Annotated in this window: 19 protein-coding genes; 2 read left to right on the forward strand and 17 right to left on the reverse strand. The window is 37.9% G+C overall.

Translation table 11 applies throughout. The features are described from left to right. Positions 1 to 16: 16 nt before the first annotated feature. A complete protein-coding gene (locus ACQ86H_RS01595) occupies positions 17 to 958 on the forward strand; it encodes an SPFH domain-containing protein (RefSeq protein WP_431293636.1) in 942 nt (313 codons plus the stop codon). A 232-nt stretch (positions 959 to 1190) separates the two neighbouring features. Here the strand turns inward: ACQ86H_RS01595 and ACQ86H_RS01600 are convergent, their stop codons facing one another. The 6 genes from ACQ86H_RS01600 to ACQ86H_RS01625 all read right to left on the reverse strand — a co-directional run bounded on the left by ACQ86H_RS01600 (position 1191) and on the right by ACQ86H_RS01625 (position 5982). Beyond that, entirely contained in the window at positions 1191 to 1634 is a 444-nt protein-coding gene (locus ACQ86H_RS01600) for a carboxy terminal-processing peptidase (protein WP_431293637.1), read from the reverse strand. After that, on the reverse strand, positions 1526 to 2275 hold the full coding sequence (locus ACQ86H_RS01605; protein WP_431295508.1) for a S41 family peptidase: 750 nt from the start codon (positions 2273 to 2275) through the stop codon (positions 1526 to 1528). The genes ACQ86H_RS01600 and ACQ86H_RS01605 overlap by 109 nt, the downstream gene beginning before the upstream one ends. Then, positions 2176 to 3354: a PDZ domain-containing protein gene (locus ACQ86H_RS01610; RefSeq protein ID WP_431293638.1), complete on the reverse strand. Its 1179-nt coding sequence runs from the start codon at positions 3352 to 3354 to the stop codon at positions 2176 to 2178. The genes ACQ86H_RS01605 and ACQ86H_RS01610 overlap by 100 nt, the downstream gene beginning before the upstream one ends. 267 nt (positions 3355 to 3621) lie before the next feature. Then, a complete protein-coding gene (locus ACQ86H_RS01615; RefSeq protein WP_431293639.1) occupies positions 3622 to 4311 on the reverse strand; it encodes a hypothetical protein in 690 nt (229 codons plus the stop codon). A gap of 29 nt (positions 4312 to 4340) precedes the next feature. Next, on the reverse strand, positions 4341 to 5183 hold the full coding sequence (locus tag ACQ86H_RS01620) for an isoaspartyl peptidase/L-asparaginase (protein WP_431293640.1): 843 nt from the start codon (positions 5181 to 5183) through the stop codon (positions 4341 to 4343). A 106-nt stretch (positions 5184 to 5289) separates the two neighbouring features. After that, positions 5290 to 5982, reverse strand: coding sequence for a cyanophycinase (locus ACQ86H_RS01625; RefSeq protein WP_431293641.1), 693 nt, complete (start codon positions 5980 to 5982; stop codon positions 5290 to 5292). A 480-nt stretch (positions 5983 to 6462) separates the two neighbouring features. Between ACQ86H_RS01625 and cphA the strand changes: the two genes are divergently transcribed. Further along, positions 6463 to 9078, forward strand: a complete 2616-nt coding sequence (gene cphA / locus ACQ86H_RS01630; RefSeq protein WP_138818961.1) for a cyanophycin synthetase — start codon at positions 6463 to 6465, stop codon at positions 9076 to 9078. A 176-nt stretch (positions 9079 to 9254) separates the two neighbouring features. Here the strand turns inward: cphA and ACQ86H_RS01635 are convergent, their stop codons facing one another. From ACQ86H_RS01635 to ACQ86H_RS01685, 11 genes are all read right to left on the reverse strand, one after another. Then, complete coding sequence (locus tag ACQ86H_RS01635) at positions 9255 to 9710, reverse strand: PA2169 family four-helix-bundle protein (RefSeq protein WP_138818960.1); 456 nt, start codon at positions 9708 to 9710, stop codon at positions 9255 to 9257. 129 nt (positions 9711 to 9839) lie between these two features. Next, on the reverse strand, positions 9840 to 10757 hold the full coding sequence (locus ACQ86H_RS01640; RefSeq protein WP_431293642.1) for a glycosyltransferase: 918 nt from the start codon (positions 10755 to 10757) through the stop codon (positions 9840 to 9842). Positions 10758 to 10849: 92 nt separating this feature from the next. Beyond that, positions 10850 to 11260: a GxxExxY protein gene (locus ACQ86H_RS01645; RefSeq protein WP_431293643.1), complete on the reverse strand. Its 411-nt coding sequence runs from the start codon at positions 11258 to 11260 to the stop codon at positions 10850 to 10852. A 253-nt stretch (positions 11261 to 11513) separates the two neighbouring features. Next, complete coding sequence (locus tag ACQ86H_RS01650) at positions 11514 to 12275, reverse strand: class I SAM-dependent methyltransferase (RefSeq protein WP_431293644.1); 762 nt, start codon at positions 12273 to 12275, stop codon at positions 11514 to 11516. 12 nt (positions 12276 to 12287) lie between these two features. Further along, positions 12288 to 12935, reverse strand: coding sequence for an FkbM family methyltransferase (locus ACQ86H_RS01655; protein ID WP_431293645.1), 648 nt, complete (start codon positions 12933 to 12935; stop codon positions 12288 to 12290). Then, entirely contained in the window at positions 12932 to 14260 is a 1329-nt protein-coding gene (locus tag ACQ86H_RS01660) for a flippase (RefSeq protein ID WP_431293646.1), read from the reverse strand. Before ACQ86H_RS01660 ends, ACQ86H_RS01655 begins: the two co-directional genes overlap by 4 nt. 75 nt (positions 14261 to 14335) lie before the next feature. Then, positions 14336 to 14710, reverse strand: a complete 375-nt coding sequence (locus ACQ86H_RS01665; protein WP_431293647.1) for a hypothetical protein — start codon at positions 14708 to 14710, stop codon at positions 14336 to 14338. Between the two features lie 109 nt (positions 14711 to 14819). Next, positions 14820 to 14951, reverse strand: coding sequence for a hypothetical protein (locus tag ACQ86H_RS01670; RefSeq protein WP_431293648.1), 132 nt, complete (start codon positions 14949 to 14951; stop codon positions 14820 to 14822). Positions 14952 to 14992: 41 nt separating this feature from the next. After that, complete coding sequence (locus tag ACQ86H_RS01675; RefSeq protein WP_431293649.1) at positions 14993 to 15511, reverse strand: DUF1569 domain-containing protein; 519 nt, start codon at positions 15509 to 15511, stop codon at positions 14993 to 14995. A 19-nt stretch (positions 15512 to 15530) separates the two neighbouring features. Further along, a complete protein-coding gene (locus ACQ86H_RS01680; protein WP_431293650.1) occupies positions 15531 to 16235 on the reverse strand; it encodes a DUF4476 domain-containing protein in 705 nt (234 codons plus the stop codon). Positions 16236 to 16310: 75 nt separating this feature from the next. Next, positions 16311 to 17000 carry a YjjG family noncanonical pyrimidine nucleotidase gene (locus ACQ86H_RS01685; RefSeq protein ID WP_431293651.1) on the reverse strand — a complete coding sequence of 230 codons (690 nt, stop codon included), beginning with the start codon at positions 16998 to 17000 and terminating at the stop codon, positions 16311 to 16313. Positions 17001 to 17067 lie beyond the last annotated feature (67 nt).

Genomic DNA, 17067 nt, shown 5'->3' on the forward strand with positions numbered 1-17067 from the left:
TCAAAAAAATCTAATTATGCAATACACCGTTTACATTTTAGTAGTAATAGGAGTTATTATACTGCTAAGCTCGTTCGTTACCGTTAAACAGGGCACCATTGCGGTAGTTACCGTTTTTGGTAAGTACCAAAGGCTCTTAAGACCAGGTTTAAATTTTAAAATCCCTTTAATAGAGCAGATTTATTCGCGGATATCGATCCAAAACCGCTCTGTAGAGCTTTCTTTTCAAGCAGTAACTCAAGATCAGGCCAATGTTTACTTCAAGGCCATGCTTTTATATTCTGTAATTAACCAGGATGAGGAAACGATCAAAAATGTAGCATTTAAATTTGTTGATGCTACTAACTTAATGCAGGCATTAATTAGAACTATTGAAGGTTCGATCAGGGCTTATGTGGCTACGCAAAAGCAGGCAAATGTATTGGCTCAGCGAAACGAAATTGTGCTTCATGTTAAGGAACAGATTGATCAGGTTTTAGACGGCTGGGGTTACCACCTTCAGGATCTTCAGTTAAATGATATTACTTTCGATGAAGAAATTATGCGTTCAATGAGTCGTGTAGTAGCTTCGAACAACTTAAAGGCAGCTGCTGAGAATGAGGGACAGGCATTATTGATTACTAAAACCAAAGCTGCAGAAGCCGATGGTAATGCGATTAAAATTGCTGCTACAGCCGAGCGTGAAGCCGCCCAATTACGGGGACAGGGTATTGCGTTGTTCCGTGCAGAGGTTGCTCATGGTATGAGCAAAGCCGCACAGGAAATGGAACAGGCCAATCTGGATATTTCGGTAATCTTATTTACCATGTGGACAGAATCGATTAAACACTTTGCCGAAAATGGAGATGGTAACGTTATTTTTCTTGATGGTAGTGCCGATGGCATGAATAAAACCATGAAAGAAATGATGGCCATGCAGTTAAACAAACAAACTGAGCCAACAGCGAAGAAAGGGTAGTGCTTTTGCAGGGCAGTCAGATGTTACCATCTGATAGTTAAATAGATTAAAATTGTTCAGTGTCGGATAGAAATATCCGACAGCACGAAATTTCAATTGAGATTTAACACGCCTTTGGCGTTTTCAACTTTACAGCGAATTTGTTATTAAGGATGACAACTCTAAAATCTAATTATAAAAAAAGGCCGCTTTAGTATAAACTAAAACGGCCTTTTTCGTTGGAATAGATTCCTTAGTTGTTCTTTGGCATCACGCCTAAATTCATCACATAGTTACCAGATTGTTGCATAAAATCGCCCATTACTTTTAACGATTCATCTTCAATGAAATCGAAAGCATCCTGCTTGGTAATTTTATCACCTTTTTTAATGGCTGGCAATCCTCTTAGTGCCCTTAATTCATTTTGTCTGGCAAGTGTTTTAGCTTCCTGAGCATCGCGTTCAGCTTTAAGTTTTGCCTCATTTAAAGTTACAGAAACTTCGTTGTCACGTTTTTTAAGGTCTGCAATATCTTGTTTCAGGTATTTAAAATCCAAGGAGTTTGCAATACGCTGCTCACTGTTTTTAATCAATTGTGCTTTAATAGGGGTAAGATTTGCAACTGCTTTAAAGTTAGAACTTGGAATAACATCCCATGGTAAGGCAGATGATTCAGTATCTTCTCCAATTTTATCCATCGGATAAACAGAAGGAAAACAATATCAGGTGTTACACCTTTATGCTGAGTGCTGCTCCCTGCTACACGGTAAAATTTAGCCATGGTTAGGTTAATCTGACCTAAGTTGATGTCAGCAGGACTTGCTCCGCTTGGAGATGTGCCAACGGTTTTATCTTTAGAAATTAACCCTGCTACCCTTTGCAGCATACTTGGGTTTACCAGTTTATTTAAATCGATAGAAGATTGAACGGTACCTTTACCATAAGTTTGGCTACCCATAATAATCCCGCGGCCATAATCTTGTATTGCACCGGCGAAAATTTCAGATGCTGATGCACTTAAACGGTCTACAATTACACCAAAAGGCCCATCCCAGGTTACGCCGCTATTTTCATCCTCGTCCACTTCAATTTTACCGCGTAAATCTTTCACCTGAACTACAGGACCTCTATCGATAAATAAACCAGTTAATGAAATGGCCTCAACCAATGAACCACCACCGTTTCCACGTAAATCCATTACAATTGCATTTACCTTATCGTAAGTTTTTAGCGAGTCGATTAATTTTCTAACGTCGCGTGTGGTACTTTTGTAATTTTTATCACCTGCGTTAGCCGCTTTAAAATCTGCATAGAACGCTGGTAAAGTAATAATCCCGATTTTATATTCTTTACCATTACTATTAATGGTTTTAACTTTTTCTTGGCAGATGTTTCTTCTAAAACAATTTTATCACGAACTAATTCGATAATTACTGGTTTAGATGACATTTCTTTTCCAGATGGGATTACTTTTAACCGCACCTTAGTTCCTTTTGGGCCTTTAATTTTTGATACGGTGTTATCTAATCTCCAACCTATTACATCAACAAATTCTCCATCACCCTGGGCTACGGCAATGATACGATCGCCTGCACTCAACTGCTTGCCTTTAAAAGCAGGCCCACCAGCAATAATTTCTGAAATTTTAACCACCTCATTTTCTAATTGTAAGCGGGCACCGATGCCTTCAAAAGAACGAGACATATCTTCGTTAAATGCTGCGGCATTAGTTGGATTAAAATAATTGGTATGCGGATCAATCGATTCTGTAAAAGCATCCATCAAAATCTGGAAAACATCTTGATTATTGGTTTTTGAAGTTTGCGATTGTAGGTTTTGATAACGTTTTGTTAATGTTTCTACATTCTTTGCTTCAGCTGTGCCAGCTAAATTTAAGTTGATTAATTCGTATTTAACACGTTTTTTCCAGGTATCATTTAATGCTGTTGAAGAAGTTGCCCAGGGCTGCTTTTCTCTGTCATATACATAACTGTCATTTTGATTAAAATCGAATTTTGTTTTAATCTGAGCCAGAGAATAAGTGAAATATTCGTTTAGTCTTTTGGCGTAAACGTTATAAATGAAAAATGGTCCGCTCAGATCGCCATTTTTAAAATCATCATCCAGGGTATATCTGTATTTCTCAAATTCCTTGATATCCGATGCCAGGAAGTAATTTTTGCCCTGATCCAGAGACTTGATATACTTATCTAAAATGATCGAAGAAATAGAATCGTTGATCTGAATTTTTTTATAATTGTAACTCTCGATCAAATTTACAACCTCTTTTATAACAAGTTGTTGCTGCTCATCAGGTTTCACATTGGTAACCCCCTCAACCATTGGCTGAGTTTTAGGTGCAGCATGACAAGCAAGTACTGCCGCAGTAAAAATTACAAAAAATATTCTCTTTAACATCTCTTTAAATGATTTAAAATCCATTTCCAATTCTATATAGCCAATATGATACCATTTTAGCAAAAAAACAAAAAAGAGACAGCATTATTACTGTCTCTTGTTAAAACTTTATCAAATCTAACTAAAAGCTTTTTATTTAACAATTTCTTATGTAGAACGTTGAGGGTTATTTTTTGTTTTAGCCAATAGCCAAAATTTAGTCAGTTACAGGCCCCGGAAGGCTATATTTAGGTAATTGAGGGAAATTTATGGAAAATATGTATTTAATTAGCTGGGGTTTACCTTTTTACTGGTGGTTTTGCTGGCAATTATTTCCCTGGCATCTTTAATCTGCGTTTTATACTGGGTGGTTTTAATGGAGTTGGCCAGCCATTCTGCTGATTTCAGATCTCTCAGCGCAAGTGTAAAATCTTTCTTTTTAATTTTAACCTGGGCAATGCCTAAAATAGATTCGATATAAGCGTTGTTGCTTTTTAATTGTTTTGCAAGAATACCCTGCTGGGTATAGAACCACATTGATTGGGTGTACTTGGTATTGGCCAGATAAACTTTGCCTAGCAGGTTATAGGTATTCATTACCCCTGCTCTGTTTCCAGTTTTAGAATAATTTTTTAAGGCAACGTTTAAGAGAATCTGCTCCGCATCAGTAAAACGCCCGAGTTGGTAATGCATACTGCTCATTTTGATAATGGCCTGCCCATACCTGTTAAAGTTTTTTACGGCATTGTATTCGAAAGCAGCTTTGCCAAATAAGGTGAGGGCTTCATTGTAATCGCCTTTTCGCTCAAAATCTTCTGCTTCCTCAAAAAAAGAATTCCCATCTTCCAGGTCAAATTTAGATACTGCTATGTTTATCGCACTACCATTAGGTTCCTGGATCTCAGATTTATCTATATTTTGAGCTTGTAGTTGTAATGATGCAAAAAGGCCAATTAAAGCCAATACAATTTTGGTCATGCAACAAAAATAATACTTTAAATCTAATTTCAGCTAAATACCTGTAAATTAACATCAAAAGATGCCCATACCATGTATGGATGAGAGTCGCAATGGTACACTTCCCCTGCTGCAGAAATACCTACAATGCCTGCAAAGCCATCAAAAATTTTAAGTTCAGCAAAAGATTTATCTGATGCTTCCTTTAAAGAAAAACCATCTGTAACGCGGGTTACAATTTTTGCGGCCAGGGCACCGCTTACTATATCTTCACCTACTCCGGTACAAGAAATACCCGCATATTGATTGGCATAGTTGCCTGCCACGGTTGCAGAATCGCTTACCCGGCAAGGGATTTCGAATCCTTTTCCACCTGTAGAGGTTGCCGCTGCTAAATTTCCATCATTATCGAGTGCTACACAGCCTACCGTTCCTTTTTTATTATTTTGGTTTAATTTGGCTTCGTATTCTGACAGGCGCTGTGGGGTAACCGGATTGAAATATTCAAATCCGTTTGTTCTTGCAAATTGCCGGGCACCATCACCACTAAGCACCCGGTCATCGTATGTTAATAGGTTTCGCGCAATCTGTATCGGATTTTTGACATCTTCCACATTAATTACGCCACTAAATTTTTCAGTTTTACCATCCATTAACGCTGCACTCAATCTCACCTTTCCATCGCTTTGGATCTGCGAACCGATACCTGCATTAAACAGCTCGTTATCTTCTAACAGCGCAACAGTATAAACAACGGTTTCTAAAGCAGTATGCGTTTTTAGATATTCGTGACCGAGCGTAACAATCGAAGTCAAAGCATCTTGTTTCGCCTTTTTCGTTTCCTGGTTGGTGGACGATTCGCTGAAGAAGCCGCCATGTATGATTAGTTTCATTTTTGTAGTATTGAGATGTTAGTATCAGGTATCAAAACGGAAGTAGCAAGTATCAAGATTGGGTAAATCCTGGCTGAAAATCGCCCACTGTTAAATGCTAACTGAATTACGCTATAGGAATAACCTTTGGATGGTGGATCACTAAGCTATGGTCTGTTAAGTCATAAACGTCGCCATCGCACATCACGTGTACTACCATATTTTTAATGGAGACAGGTTGACCCATTTCTACATCGGTTAAATTGGTATCGGCCATTGTGCGGCCATCTACTAAAATTACCATGCCAGAGCCAATGGCCTCCATTGTATGACCATCTGAAATAAAAAGGCCGGTGTCTTCACCAAGACCGATCCCTAAAATACCGGGATTACTGGCCGCTGCATATAATAAGCGACCAATTCTTCCGCGCTGAACAAAGTGCGTATCTACAATAACATCATCAATAAAGCCTAATCCACCTGTAATTTTAACCTCACCTTTAAGTAAAGCATCTTTGCTACTACCCTGATAAATCATGTTTTTAGAACTTGCAGCGGCCCCGGCCGAAGTACCTGCAATAACCACCGGTTCGTTTCTATACTTATCTAATAGAATCTGATGTATTTTTGTTCCGCCGAAGATTGAAGAAAGACGGAGCTGATCTCCACCGGTAAAGATAATTACCTCTGCAGCTTTGATACGCTCACAATTTTCATCAGAATTGGCTTCTTCGCGGTTGGAAATATTAAGAACACCAACATTATGTACGTCTAATTGTGCATAAGCCTTGATATATTCTTCACCCACTTTTTCAGGCATCAATGACGCTGTGGTGATGATTTCAAAACGAGATTGCGTATCTCTTAATGATTCTGTAGTAATCCGTTTTTAAAATTCCACGCTCAAAAAAATTCATATTTTCAGGTAGTCCAAATTGCGTTTCTGCGAAGCTACCTGTGTTTATTGCGCCACCAATGATGATGAGTTTACCTTTCGGAACCATTCTTTGTGTATTATAATTGTATCAAAAAACCCAAATATATAGGCTTAAGATAAAAAACACGACTTTTTTTGTAAAGAATATTCAGTTTATTAACAAAAGTTAAAATTTTATAACCTAAAATTAACAGGATTGTGCTTGAAAATAAAACAAATACACGTTAAAATTGATTTAGCTAATTGGAGCGTCTATTTTCAAAATAAATGTATAATTTACAGTCATCAATTTCATTCTTAAAATTGAATATAAAGATCGATTCCTAAATCCTTCTTTAACATAAAAAACGAACAAAACATTACATGAAGATATTAAATATACAAGTATTAAGAGGACCAAATATATGGTCTATTAGCCGGAAGAAACTGATCCAGATGCGCTTGGATTTAGAAGATTTAGAGCAAAAACCAACAAACGTAATAGAAGGATTTAGCGAAAGGATTGAGAAACTGTTGCCAAGCATGTTTACTCACCGTTGCTCAAAAGGTGTTGAAGGTGGCTTTTTTACACGAGTGAAAGAAGGAACCTGGATGGGGCACGTGATTGAACACATTGCGCTGGAAATTCAGACACTCGCCGGTATGGAAACTGGTTTTGGCAGAACGCGCATGACCAAAACTGAAGGCATTTATAATGTTGTTTTCAGTTATTTGGAGGAGAAGGTAGGTGTTTACTCGGCCGAAGCTGCGGTGAGGATTGCCGAGGCTTTGATCAATAATGAAGAGTACGATTTAGAACACGATATCCGCAGGATGAAGGAAATACGTGAACTGGAAGCCTTAGGCCCAAGTACAGGTTCGATTGTAGAAGAAGCGGTAAAAAGAAGTATTCCATGGATAAGATTGAACAAAAGTTCATTGGTGCAATTGGGTTATGGTAAAAATCAGGTGCGTTTTAGGGCCACTATGACCGAAAAAACCAGTAGCATTGCTGTAGATCTTGCCAGCAACAAGGAAGAAACGAAACGTTTGCTCACCGAAGCTGCCATTCCGGTGGCCTCAGGGGTAACCATTTCAAATCCTGACGATCTCGAGGCGTCTGTTAAAAAGGTTGGATTTCCTTTAGTTTTTAAACCACTTGATGGCAACCACGGAAAAGGTGCAACCATTAACGTGAAAACAATGGAAGATGCTGTGGCTGCCTTTGAATATGCCAAAACGTATTCGAGAAGGGTAATTATAGAAAAATTCATTACCGGATTTGACTTCCGGGTTCTGGTAATCGACCATAAGGTAGTTGCTGCGGCACAACGTGATCCGGCTCATGTAAAAGGGAACGGAATCCATACCATCCAGGAATTAATTGATAAGGAGAATGAAGATCCACGTCGTGGTTATGGCCATGAAAATGTGTTAACAGAAATAGCTGTCGACCGTGATACCCTGGATTTATTAGCTAAAAAAGAATATACCTTAGAAACCATTCCAGAAAAAGGAGAGGTGGTTTATTTAAAATCGACCGCCAATTTAAGTACAGGAGGAACATCAATTGATGTAACAGACATTGTTCATCCACAGAATATTTTTATCTGTGAAAGGATTTCGAGGGTGATCGGATTGGATATTTGCGGTATTGACATCATGGCACAGAACCTCACCCAACCCTTAACCGAAAATGGTGGTGTGGTGTTAGAAGTTAATGCTGCACCTGGTTTCAGGATGCACCTGGCACCAAGTGAAGGTTTACCGCGTAACGTTGCGGCACCGGTTATTGATATGCTTTATCCACAGGGTAAATTATCACAGATCCCAATTATTGCCGTAACCGGAACCAACGGAAAAACTACTACTACCCGCTTGATTGCGCACATTATCCGCAGCAACGGTAAACGTGTCGGTTTTACCACCAGTGATGGTGTTTATGTGCACAATACCATGTTGATGAAAGGTGATACCACTGGCCCGGTAAGTGCAGAATTTATTTTGAAAGACCCCACAGTAGAGTTTGCGGTATTGGAAACTGCCCGTGGCGGAATTTTAAGGGCCGGATTGGGCTTTAATGCCTGCGATATTGGCGTGGTTACCAACATCCAGGAAGATCACCTTGGCCTTTCTGATATCCACAATCTTGACGATTTAACCCGGGTTAAAGCCGTTGTAATTGGGGCGGTGCGCCGTAAAGGTTGGGCAGTATTGAATGCGGATAACGGTTATTGCGTTCGCATTGCTAAAGAGGCCCGTTGTAATGTTGCTTATTTCAGCATGGATGAAAATAATCCTGTAGTTAAAGAACATTGTAGAAAAGGCGGTATTGCTGCCATTTATGAAAATGGGTACATCACCATCAAAACCGGCGACTGGAAATTAAGGGTAGATAAAGCCACCCATATTCCTTTAACGTTTGGTGGTTCTGTAAACTTTATGATCCAGAATGTACTTGCAGCAACATTGGCAGCCTATTTATGGGGCTATAAACCTGAAGATATCCGTTTATCATTAGAAACCTTTATCCCTTCAGCAGCACATACGCCAGGCAGGATGAATATTTTCAGGTTCAAAGATTTTAAAGTACTGGTCGATTTTGCGCATAATCCTGACGGATTTAATGGTGTAAAAGGTTTCTTGCAAGGGGTAGAAGCGACTGAACATGTAGGTATTATTTCGGCAACTGGTGACAGAAGGGATGAAGACATTATCGAAACGGCCCGGATTTCAGCACAGATGTTTGATAAAATTTATGTTTGTCAGGAGAAATATCTTCGTGGAAGACAGCAGCAAGAACTGGTTGATTTATTAGTGAAAGGAATTAAAGAAGTAGATCCAAATAAAGAGATTATCGTAAACAATAAGAGTACAGCTTGTTTACAGATCGCTATTGAAAATGCTAAGAAGGGCTCTTACCTCACTATTTTAAGTAATACTATTGATAATACGATTCAGCGCGTTACTGAACATTTAGATCGGGAATTAGAATCGTAAGTAACTAATTTATTCTGCCATCGAGGTAATTCGGGCGGAATGCAATGAAGTGGAGAAATCCTTCTGGATAGATCTCTCCATTACGCGTTGCTCCAGTTGAGATGACGAAGCAATTATAAAGAAAAACCTCCTTCGAGCAAATCGAAGGAGGTTTTCATTATTATGTTTTAATTTATTTATGCCTGAGCATCACGTAATCTTTTAATTTCATCGTGAGATGTTCTTAATGATGCTTTTTGATCAGAAATCAGTTCTCTGATATTTGAAGGGATATTTTCTTCCTCTAAAGCCATTTTGTATGCATTCTGTGCCGCGTCCTCTCCAAACTCACAATTGTTTAAAACAGTTTTACGGTCATGACCAGTAAAAAGTGCTTTAACATCCATCCAGGCCCTGTAGATTTTGCCCGAATTGGTTGTTCCTGTTTCAATATCTTCACCTAAAGCTGATACTTCTGTTGCCAATGCCATTTTATATTTTTGACTTTCACCTATCATATTTAAAAATAAGGTTTTTAAGTCGGCATCTTCATCTTTTAATTCCTGGCGGGCTTTTTCGTAACCTTCAATACGATCATTATTAATTTGAATCAAATCGTTTAATACTTCTGCTGTTTCTGTTGTCGTTTTCATGTTTTTTATTTTTATAGTTTCGATGTATAAAAGCAACATGAGCAATTAAAAAAGGTTTGTCATTTTTTTAATTGACCACAACGTTGAGCTATATCAGCTATTTTTGATTAGCGGACAGACTGCCAATTATTATTGTTTGGAAAAATATTGTGCCAGCTTTTCTTTTACAAAACGCCTGATCCGCGTTACCATGTTGCCTTTTCGCTTAATCAAAAAGCTCTTGATGGCTTTGTATGCGATGGGGTCTTCGGCGATAACAGTAGGGAATTCTACAATTGGTTTGGGGTTGATAATTACGTTATAGATGTCGTTTATTCCAGAGTGTACGCCCGTGCCATCGTGACCAATATTGTTAACGAGTGATTGTGATGGATTAAGTGTGATACCTCCTTTTAAAAAGATAGAAGCATACCATCTTATGGCCCAGCTATTGTTTTTACCTCTTTTAAATTCCTGCATTTGTTTCCAGAAATTCATTTTATTGTCGATGGAAAATGCAGTCCTTTTCTTTTTATCAAACTGTTTGATAAGAATGTTTATATCCGGTTCAAAGTTTTTCCATGCTCTTCCCCATGTTGCCCAGCCCCAGCTTGTTGCTGCCCTGTAGAAAAAAGATGGTGAAAGGTTATCTGATTTTAAAGGATACATATAGGCTCCAATATGCATTACTTTTTCTTCTTCGCGGTAATGGTTCAAAGCGTTATTGAAATACGATAAGGTATGCGGAGAGGTAATGAGGTCATCTTCAAACACAATTACCTGATCGTATTCTGCTATTAATTGGGTTACCCCTGCAATTACCGCATTGGCTAAGCCTGCATTAACCTTACTTTCAATTACTTTAACCGACTTAAAACCATCTGCTTTTTTGATGATTTTTCTTACTGCAGTAACTTTTTCTTTATCCAGGTCGGTTTTGGCACCATCAGAAAAAATATACAAATGGCTTTGTGCAGCAAGTTCATTTTGTTGCAGAAATTGTAACGTACGCTCGGTATGCTGCGGACGATTGTATACGAAAAGTGCTATTGGGGCAAGGCTTTGCATTTATATTTATCAATTAAGCTTATCAATAAGCGGGCTAGGCATTTTTACTATATAAGAAATTTAAGTTTCGTATAAGCTATGACAAAAGTATATCAATAAATTGATTCATATATCTCGTTTACATATGTTTTTTGGCCTTCTGAAAAGATATGCAAACAATTAAAATTTATCATTAGTCCAAGAGGCAATTTTAGTAGTTTCATATAAGTCAACAGTTGGGCTACATGGATTGGTACAACGTTTTCAACAGCTTTAAATTCAACAACTAGAGAGTCTTCAATTAATAAATCACACCTTGGTTCTGAATCAATTATTAATCCTTTATAATCTATTGGGATAGTTAACTCAGATTTGAAATTAATATTTCTGATTTCCAGCTCGTGAATCATGCATTTATGATAAGTGCATTCTAAAAGCCCTGGGCCTAATGTCCTGTGTACCTCGATGGCTGCTCCGTTTACCTTGTAAACTAAGTCCTTTAAGTAATTTCTAGTTAACAACATCCTTTATTTTTTATTAATAATTAACTGGGGATGTATTTTTAACAGAATTTAATTTCTATTGCAATATATTAAATTAATTTTGGGAGTAAGAGCAATACGCTTATATTTTCTTCTATTCCTTATATGGTTAAATGGCCAGAATAAAATTCCAAGTATTATAAGATATAGTATATCCAGTTACGGTTTCACCACATAAGAAGTTTAAGTTTCATACAAGTTTGGATATATCTTGCGCTCTGTATTCACATAATCATTAAAATATCTGCAGGTTATGGTCAGACTTTTTGGTTAACACGGTATAGGCATTGGCAAACTGTTCCTGTTTTTTCCTGCCGAATAAGTTACCCAGGGTTTTCTTAATCCGGTATTCCAATTCAATTTTTAAGTTTTTAGAAAATGTTTTAGGTGCTTTTCTATTGATAAACTCATTAAATTTTACTGTTTCAGGAGCAGTCATCGAAACCTTATCTTCTAAAATTTCCAACCCTTCGCTTTGCAGCAAAAACCTTAAAGATGTTGGCGTATACATGTTGATGTGACCATAATCCAAAAAGTGTTTCATTCTTTCGTCTACACCAAAGCGATAGTCTTTAGGTACCTCTACTACAATATATTTTGCAACTCTTTTCAATTCACGGATCAGGATCCGCTCATGTTCCACATGTTCTAAAACGTGAGCAAGAATAATCAAATCGAAAGTATCATCTTCATAAGGGATTTTATATCCATCGAAAGTTTGTGCTTCTTTTAAACTGGCGAGGCTACGATCCCTTATAATATCTACACCACTTTGTGCAATTTCTAAAGCATAAAGTTCTGGTGCGAAATGCCATTCATTTAAAAAATGTAAGATACTGCCATCTCCGGCACCAACCTCAAGTACTTTTTTAGGTTTTAGTCCTTTGCATACATCAACAATGTTCTGGGCTTTATATTTTGCACCAAGCATTCTCCAAGCCACATCGCTGTTGGTATAAAAATTATCGTAGGCTGTTTTTACTTCTTCGCTTAACATGATCCTGACTGATTAAATGCCTAAACAATTATGCTGCTTGTAGAAAACTGAAGTTGCTTTTTCGTAAAAAAGACCCGGCGAAATGCCGCTGAAACTTATCTCCTTAAATCCCTGTTCTTTCAATAGCACACGTGCAGGCTCATACACCTCACGCTCACTGTCATCCAAAACCAATACCCCATTTGTTGATAAAGCATCAACGCTGTACTTACAACAGTTTACCCGGTCCCGTCCGTCAACAATAATAATATCGAACTTTTTATTGAGCAAAGTTGCTTTTTTAGCGTATTCACCATCTTTTTCTAATTGGCAGAAGATCATTTCTGCATTGGCCGGACTTGTATTTTTTACTTTATCAAACCAGCCTTTATCGTGTTCAACAGAGGTTACTGAGCCAGCTCTTTCTGCATAAAAAATAGTAGAACTGCCAGAGCCATATTCGAAAATGTGCTGTGTTTTGTTTATTCGCTCCTTAATAAAATCGATAAACGAATAGGTTACCCAAGGTAAAGCCTTCCCCTGTCCGTCTACGGCCTGTTTTTTGTCAAAGGCCGTAAACCAGCCAATGCTGTTCAGGTAGCCCTTATGTCCGTATGATAATAATGCCTTAAGCCTGCCTGGCTTTGCAATTAGTGTGCTTAATGCTTTAAGAGTACTCAACGTTTAAATATTTTTTGAAATGCGGTGACCAAAAATAATGATTTTAACATCATTATACCTTGTTGACGTGTTTTAGGAATTAATAAAATAAAAAAGGTGGCTGTGAAGTAAGCAATAAGAGTAGCAAGTGCAGCCCCCATGATACCATATTTTGGTATCCATAATACGTTTAAAACAATATTCACCATTGCGCCCATTCCGGTTCGGAGCATTGATAACTTGGTATATCCTTCTGCAATAAGATACTGCCCGCTGGCACTACCTAAAAAAACAAATATACCTGCCCAAACATGAACAGTTAGCACATGTGCACCATCCCAAAATTCTGGAGTGTAAACGATATGGTATATGATTGGTGAGGCAAAAGTCATGAAAAGTGCTACGCTCAAACTTATCCAAACCATAATGTCGTACATATTCTGTAGACGTTTTATATATCTTTCCTGATTATCTCTTTTGGCATTCATAATTGCAGGAAATACAGAAGTTACTATTGCAACCGGTATAAAATACCAGCTTTCACTTAGCGCTACGACGGTTGAATAAATTCCTAAAGCCCCAGTGCCAAGATAATTTTCCACCATCAACTGATCAATTTTCATGTATATTGAAACCAGAACTGCAGATAGTGCTAGCGGCCATGAATGTTTGACGAGGTATTTTGCTAATGCTGAATCAAATACCCATTTGAAAATACTTCCAACTTTTACGCTATAAAAATAAACGTACCCAATTGCCAGAATTATAGTGTCAAGTAGCAGGGCAAAAACAAACCATTCTACATTTAATTTTAAAAGGATAAATACCAATTTTATTAATGCAGAAATAATATTTCCGAATACCTGAACACGCATTACGTATTTGGCTTGTACTTTAGATTGGAAATAACTATCAGTAATATAGAAAGCCTGAGTTATTCCGGTAAGCCCTACAATCACAATGTAGATGAGTGGGGTTTCAATGGGCTTATGCGTATTCCAAAGAATATATGCAAAATATATAAGTGGGATAATACAAATTCCCCCAGTAAGCTTAAGCCAGAAGGCCGTTCCAAGTAAACGATCTCTATTTTCTGGTGTACGAAGAAGTTCACGTGTAGTAAAACCATCTAAACCAAGGGCGGCCGCTGCAACAAAAAACGTTGTAAATGCAGTTGGATAATTTAAAATACCATTTTGAGTCTTTCCTAAATAATTGGTAATTGCAAATCCTACTAAAATTTTAATTACTAAACTTCCTACTCTAGCCAACATTAACCACCCCGTATTCTTTAAATACTTGTTAAATGCTTCTTCGTCAAAACCTTTTATGGCGGGTAATTTCATTAACGCAAAGATGTAAAAAAATGTGCGTTAAGTGTGGTACCCTAAATTCAAATATTTTTATTGCCTATGTGATTGTTAACCTTCACTTTTTGTTTCCAGCACTTTTGTCCCGGTATTTTTAGTCTCAGACGTTGGAATCGGCACCGGGCTTACAACCGGAGCAGGTTTGCTATTTAACGGTGCGCCAACAGCAAGATCGCACCTATGGTTCGGCTGACCATGAGGCGGGTTTAAACCTTTTCCTGCTTTCATACCCGATACCTGCGTAACGGCGGGTTGGGGAGTGGTAACCACCTGTGCTGGCTTACTATCTAAAGGCGCGCCAACTGCGATATCACATCTATGACCAGGCTCTCCGTGCTTAGGGTTTAGTTTTTTTCCTGAGGGATTTACAACAGCCACCGCTGGGGCAGGTGTAGGCTGTGGATTTGTATTTTGTTGAGGCTGCACCCTTGCCGTAGAGTTTAATGGTGCACCAACGGCCAGCGCACAGCTATGTCCGGCTTCACCATGTGGCGGGTTAAAGATCAGATTGCCTTTGGTATTCTGCGTTGCAGGTTCAGCAACATTGCTTTTTTAGTCCCTGGAGCCCGGTTGGAGTTGGAATAACCGCCTGAGCACTTTCTTTCTTTTCGCTACCATTACAGGCACAAAGTATAGCGAGCATGGAGAGATAAAAAACATATTTCATGAGCACATATTTTAGGATTAACCAAATATGGCGAAATTAATTTACTGATTAAAGCTCTTTTCTATTCTTTCTAACTGTTTTAGGTGATGCTTTAAATGTATTTCTATAAACCTAAGCCATTGTTTAGCATTTAAATAACCTAATCTTGGATGTTTCGTTTTGCTATTGGCTTTTGCATGTACAAGTAATGGATAGTTATCGTCCAAAGCTTTTTCAAATTCCAAAATAAAATCGAGGGCCTCTGTCTTACTGATCTTTTTTACACGCTCTGCCAGCCGTTTAGGTACCTTATACTTTTTTGCCGGAGGTAACGCGCCCAGTAATAAAATCAGTTTTACCATAAAATGAGTGGGTTTGTTTTCGCCTTTGCCATTTGCAGCATGTGCAAAGGCAATGATGGAAAGCAGGCTCGAATCAAAAATATGTGAATATACCTCGCTATAACTCCAGCCAGAAATTGGAGGGGTAGTTTGGAAAATATCTTCAGGGTAACGCGATAATTTCGATTTGTAGGCATCGACTACCTGATGTATCGATGCCTTAACTTTTGCAGCCGTCATTTAATAAAGATAAGCCGAATTACTGTTTCTCCAAATATTTTAAGAAATCATCTTTATTGGATGGAAAAACAAAAACATCTGATATTGCAAAATAGTTCTGCGGATCGGCTACGTTTTTATACAGGTTTGTAGCTACCCTTAAACGTTGATCATCGAAAGTGAAAGATTTTAAAAGAATCCTTATCTGAGCACTTAATAACGATGCATTTTTTGTTACCACATTGATCATCCTCAATCTGCCATCATCAAAATTCTCTTTTCTATATTGCACTAAAAAAGTCTGAAAAGCATCTTCAGAAAGTAATCTGTAATACGGATCTGGCTGCGGCAGCACTGGCGGAACAATACCCGTATTATAATCTCCGGTGTACCCGTCAAAATCGTCAAGCGCATATTGTCTGTTCCGAAAGATATTTAGCTGTTTCAGCGTGATTAATTCCTTACCTTCCAGGCTTAAAACGAGCCTTTGTTCTGGAATCACCCTTACCCGTTGTTTTAAGATTTCCGTATTGCCCTGAATAATAGATAGTACTGGTGTAGAATTGTAGACATCGTAAAAGCGAAATCTACCCTTGGCCGACGAAACAAGTTCTTCGTCTAAATACACGTTGTATTTGCCCGGATTAAGGATTTCTAAGAAAACTTCGGCAGATCTGCGGTTGTTTTGAGCGAAACTTAGGGTAGCAAATAACATTGCCAGTCCTAAAAAGATGGTTTTTTTCATTTTAATTAAGGTTTCATTTGTGTGTTTTGAATTAATGCCAAACAAATGCCAAAACCAAACAAAAAAGAAATAGGATTAAAAAAGTTTTAACAATTCTTCCAAGTGAACAATTTCCTGATTTACATCTTCAGGTTTTTCTTTTTGCAAAGGATTAAAAAAGATGGCCTCCATACCAAAATTTAATGCGCCATAAATATCGGCTTCCAAACTGTCGCCAATCATAATGCTTTCTGCCTTTAAAGCCTTTGCTTTATCGAGTGCATATTCAAAAATGACCGGATTTGGTTTATTTACCCCTACATCTTCCGAAATAATCACATTTTCGAAATATGGATTCAGGTTAGAAAGATTCATTTTTGTTAAGGTTGTCTCCTTAAACCCGTTGGAAATAATATGCAGGGTATACTTTTGCTGTAGATAACTCAAAACATTTTCAGCCCCTTCGAACAAATTTGTTTTGGTAGGCGAAATATTTACGTAGTCTTCTTCAAACTGAGGTGGAACGGCATCAGGATGAATTCCCAACTGAATAAACGTTTTGCTAAAACGCTCCGATCTTAAAAAATCTTTTGTGATTTTGCCCAGGTGATAATCGGCCCATAACTGATGGTTATTTTCGGTGTAAGTGCTGATAAAATCGGCGCAGGATTTAAGGCCGAGTTCATCCAGTTTATAAGTATGATAAAGCTCGTTTAATGTTTCTTCGGCATTGCGGTCAAAATCCCAGATGGTATGGTCAAGGTCGAAGAAGATATGTTTTTTCATTCGTGATGTTTTTCACAAAGGTAACTTAATGATCTTTGATTTATAAATAATCAGCCACCTTTGCTTT

The organism is Pedobacter sp. P26, assembly GCF_050632135.1.
Taxonomy (GTDB): Bacteria; Bacteroidota; Bacteroidia; order Sphingobacteriales; family Sphingobacteriaceae; genus Pedobacter.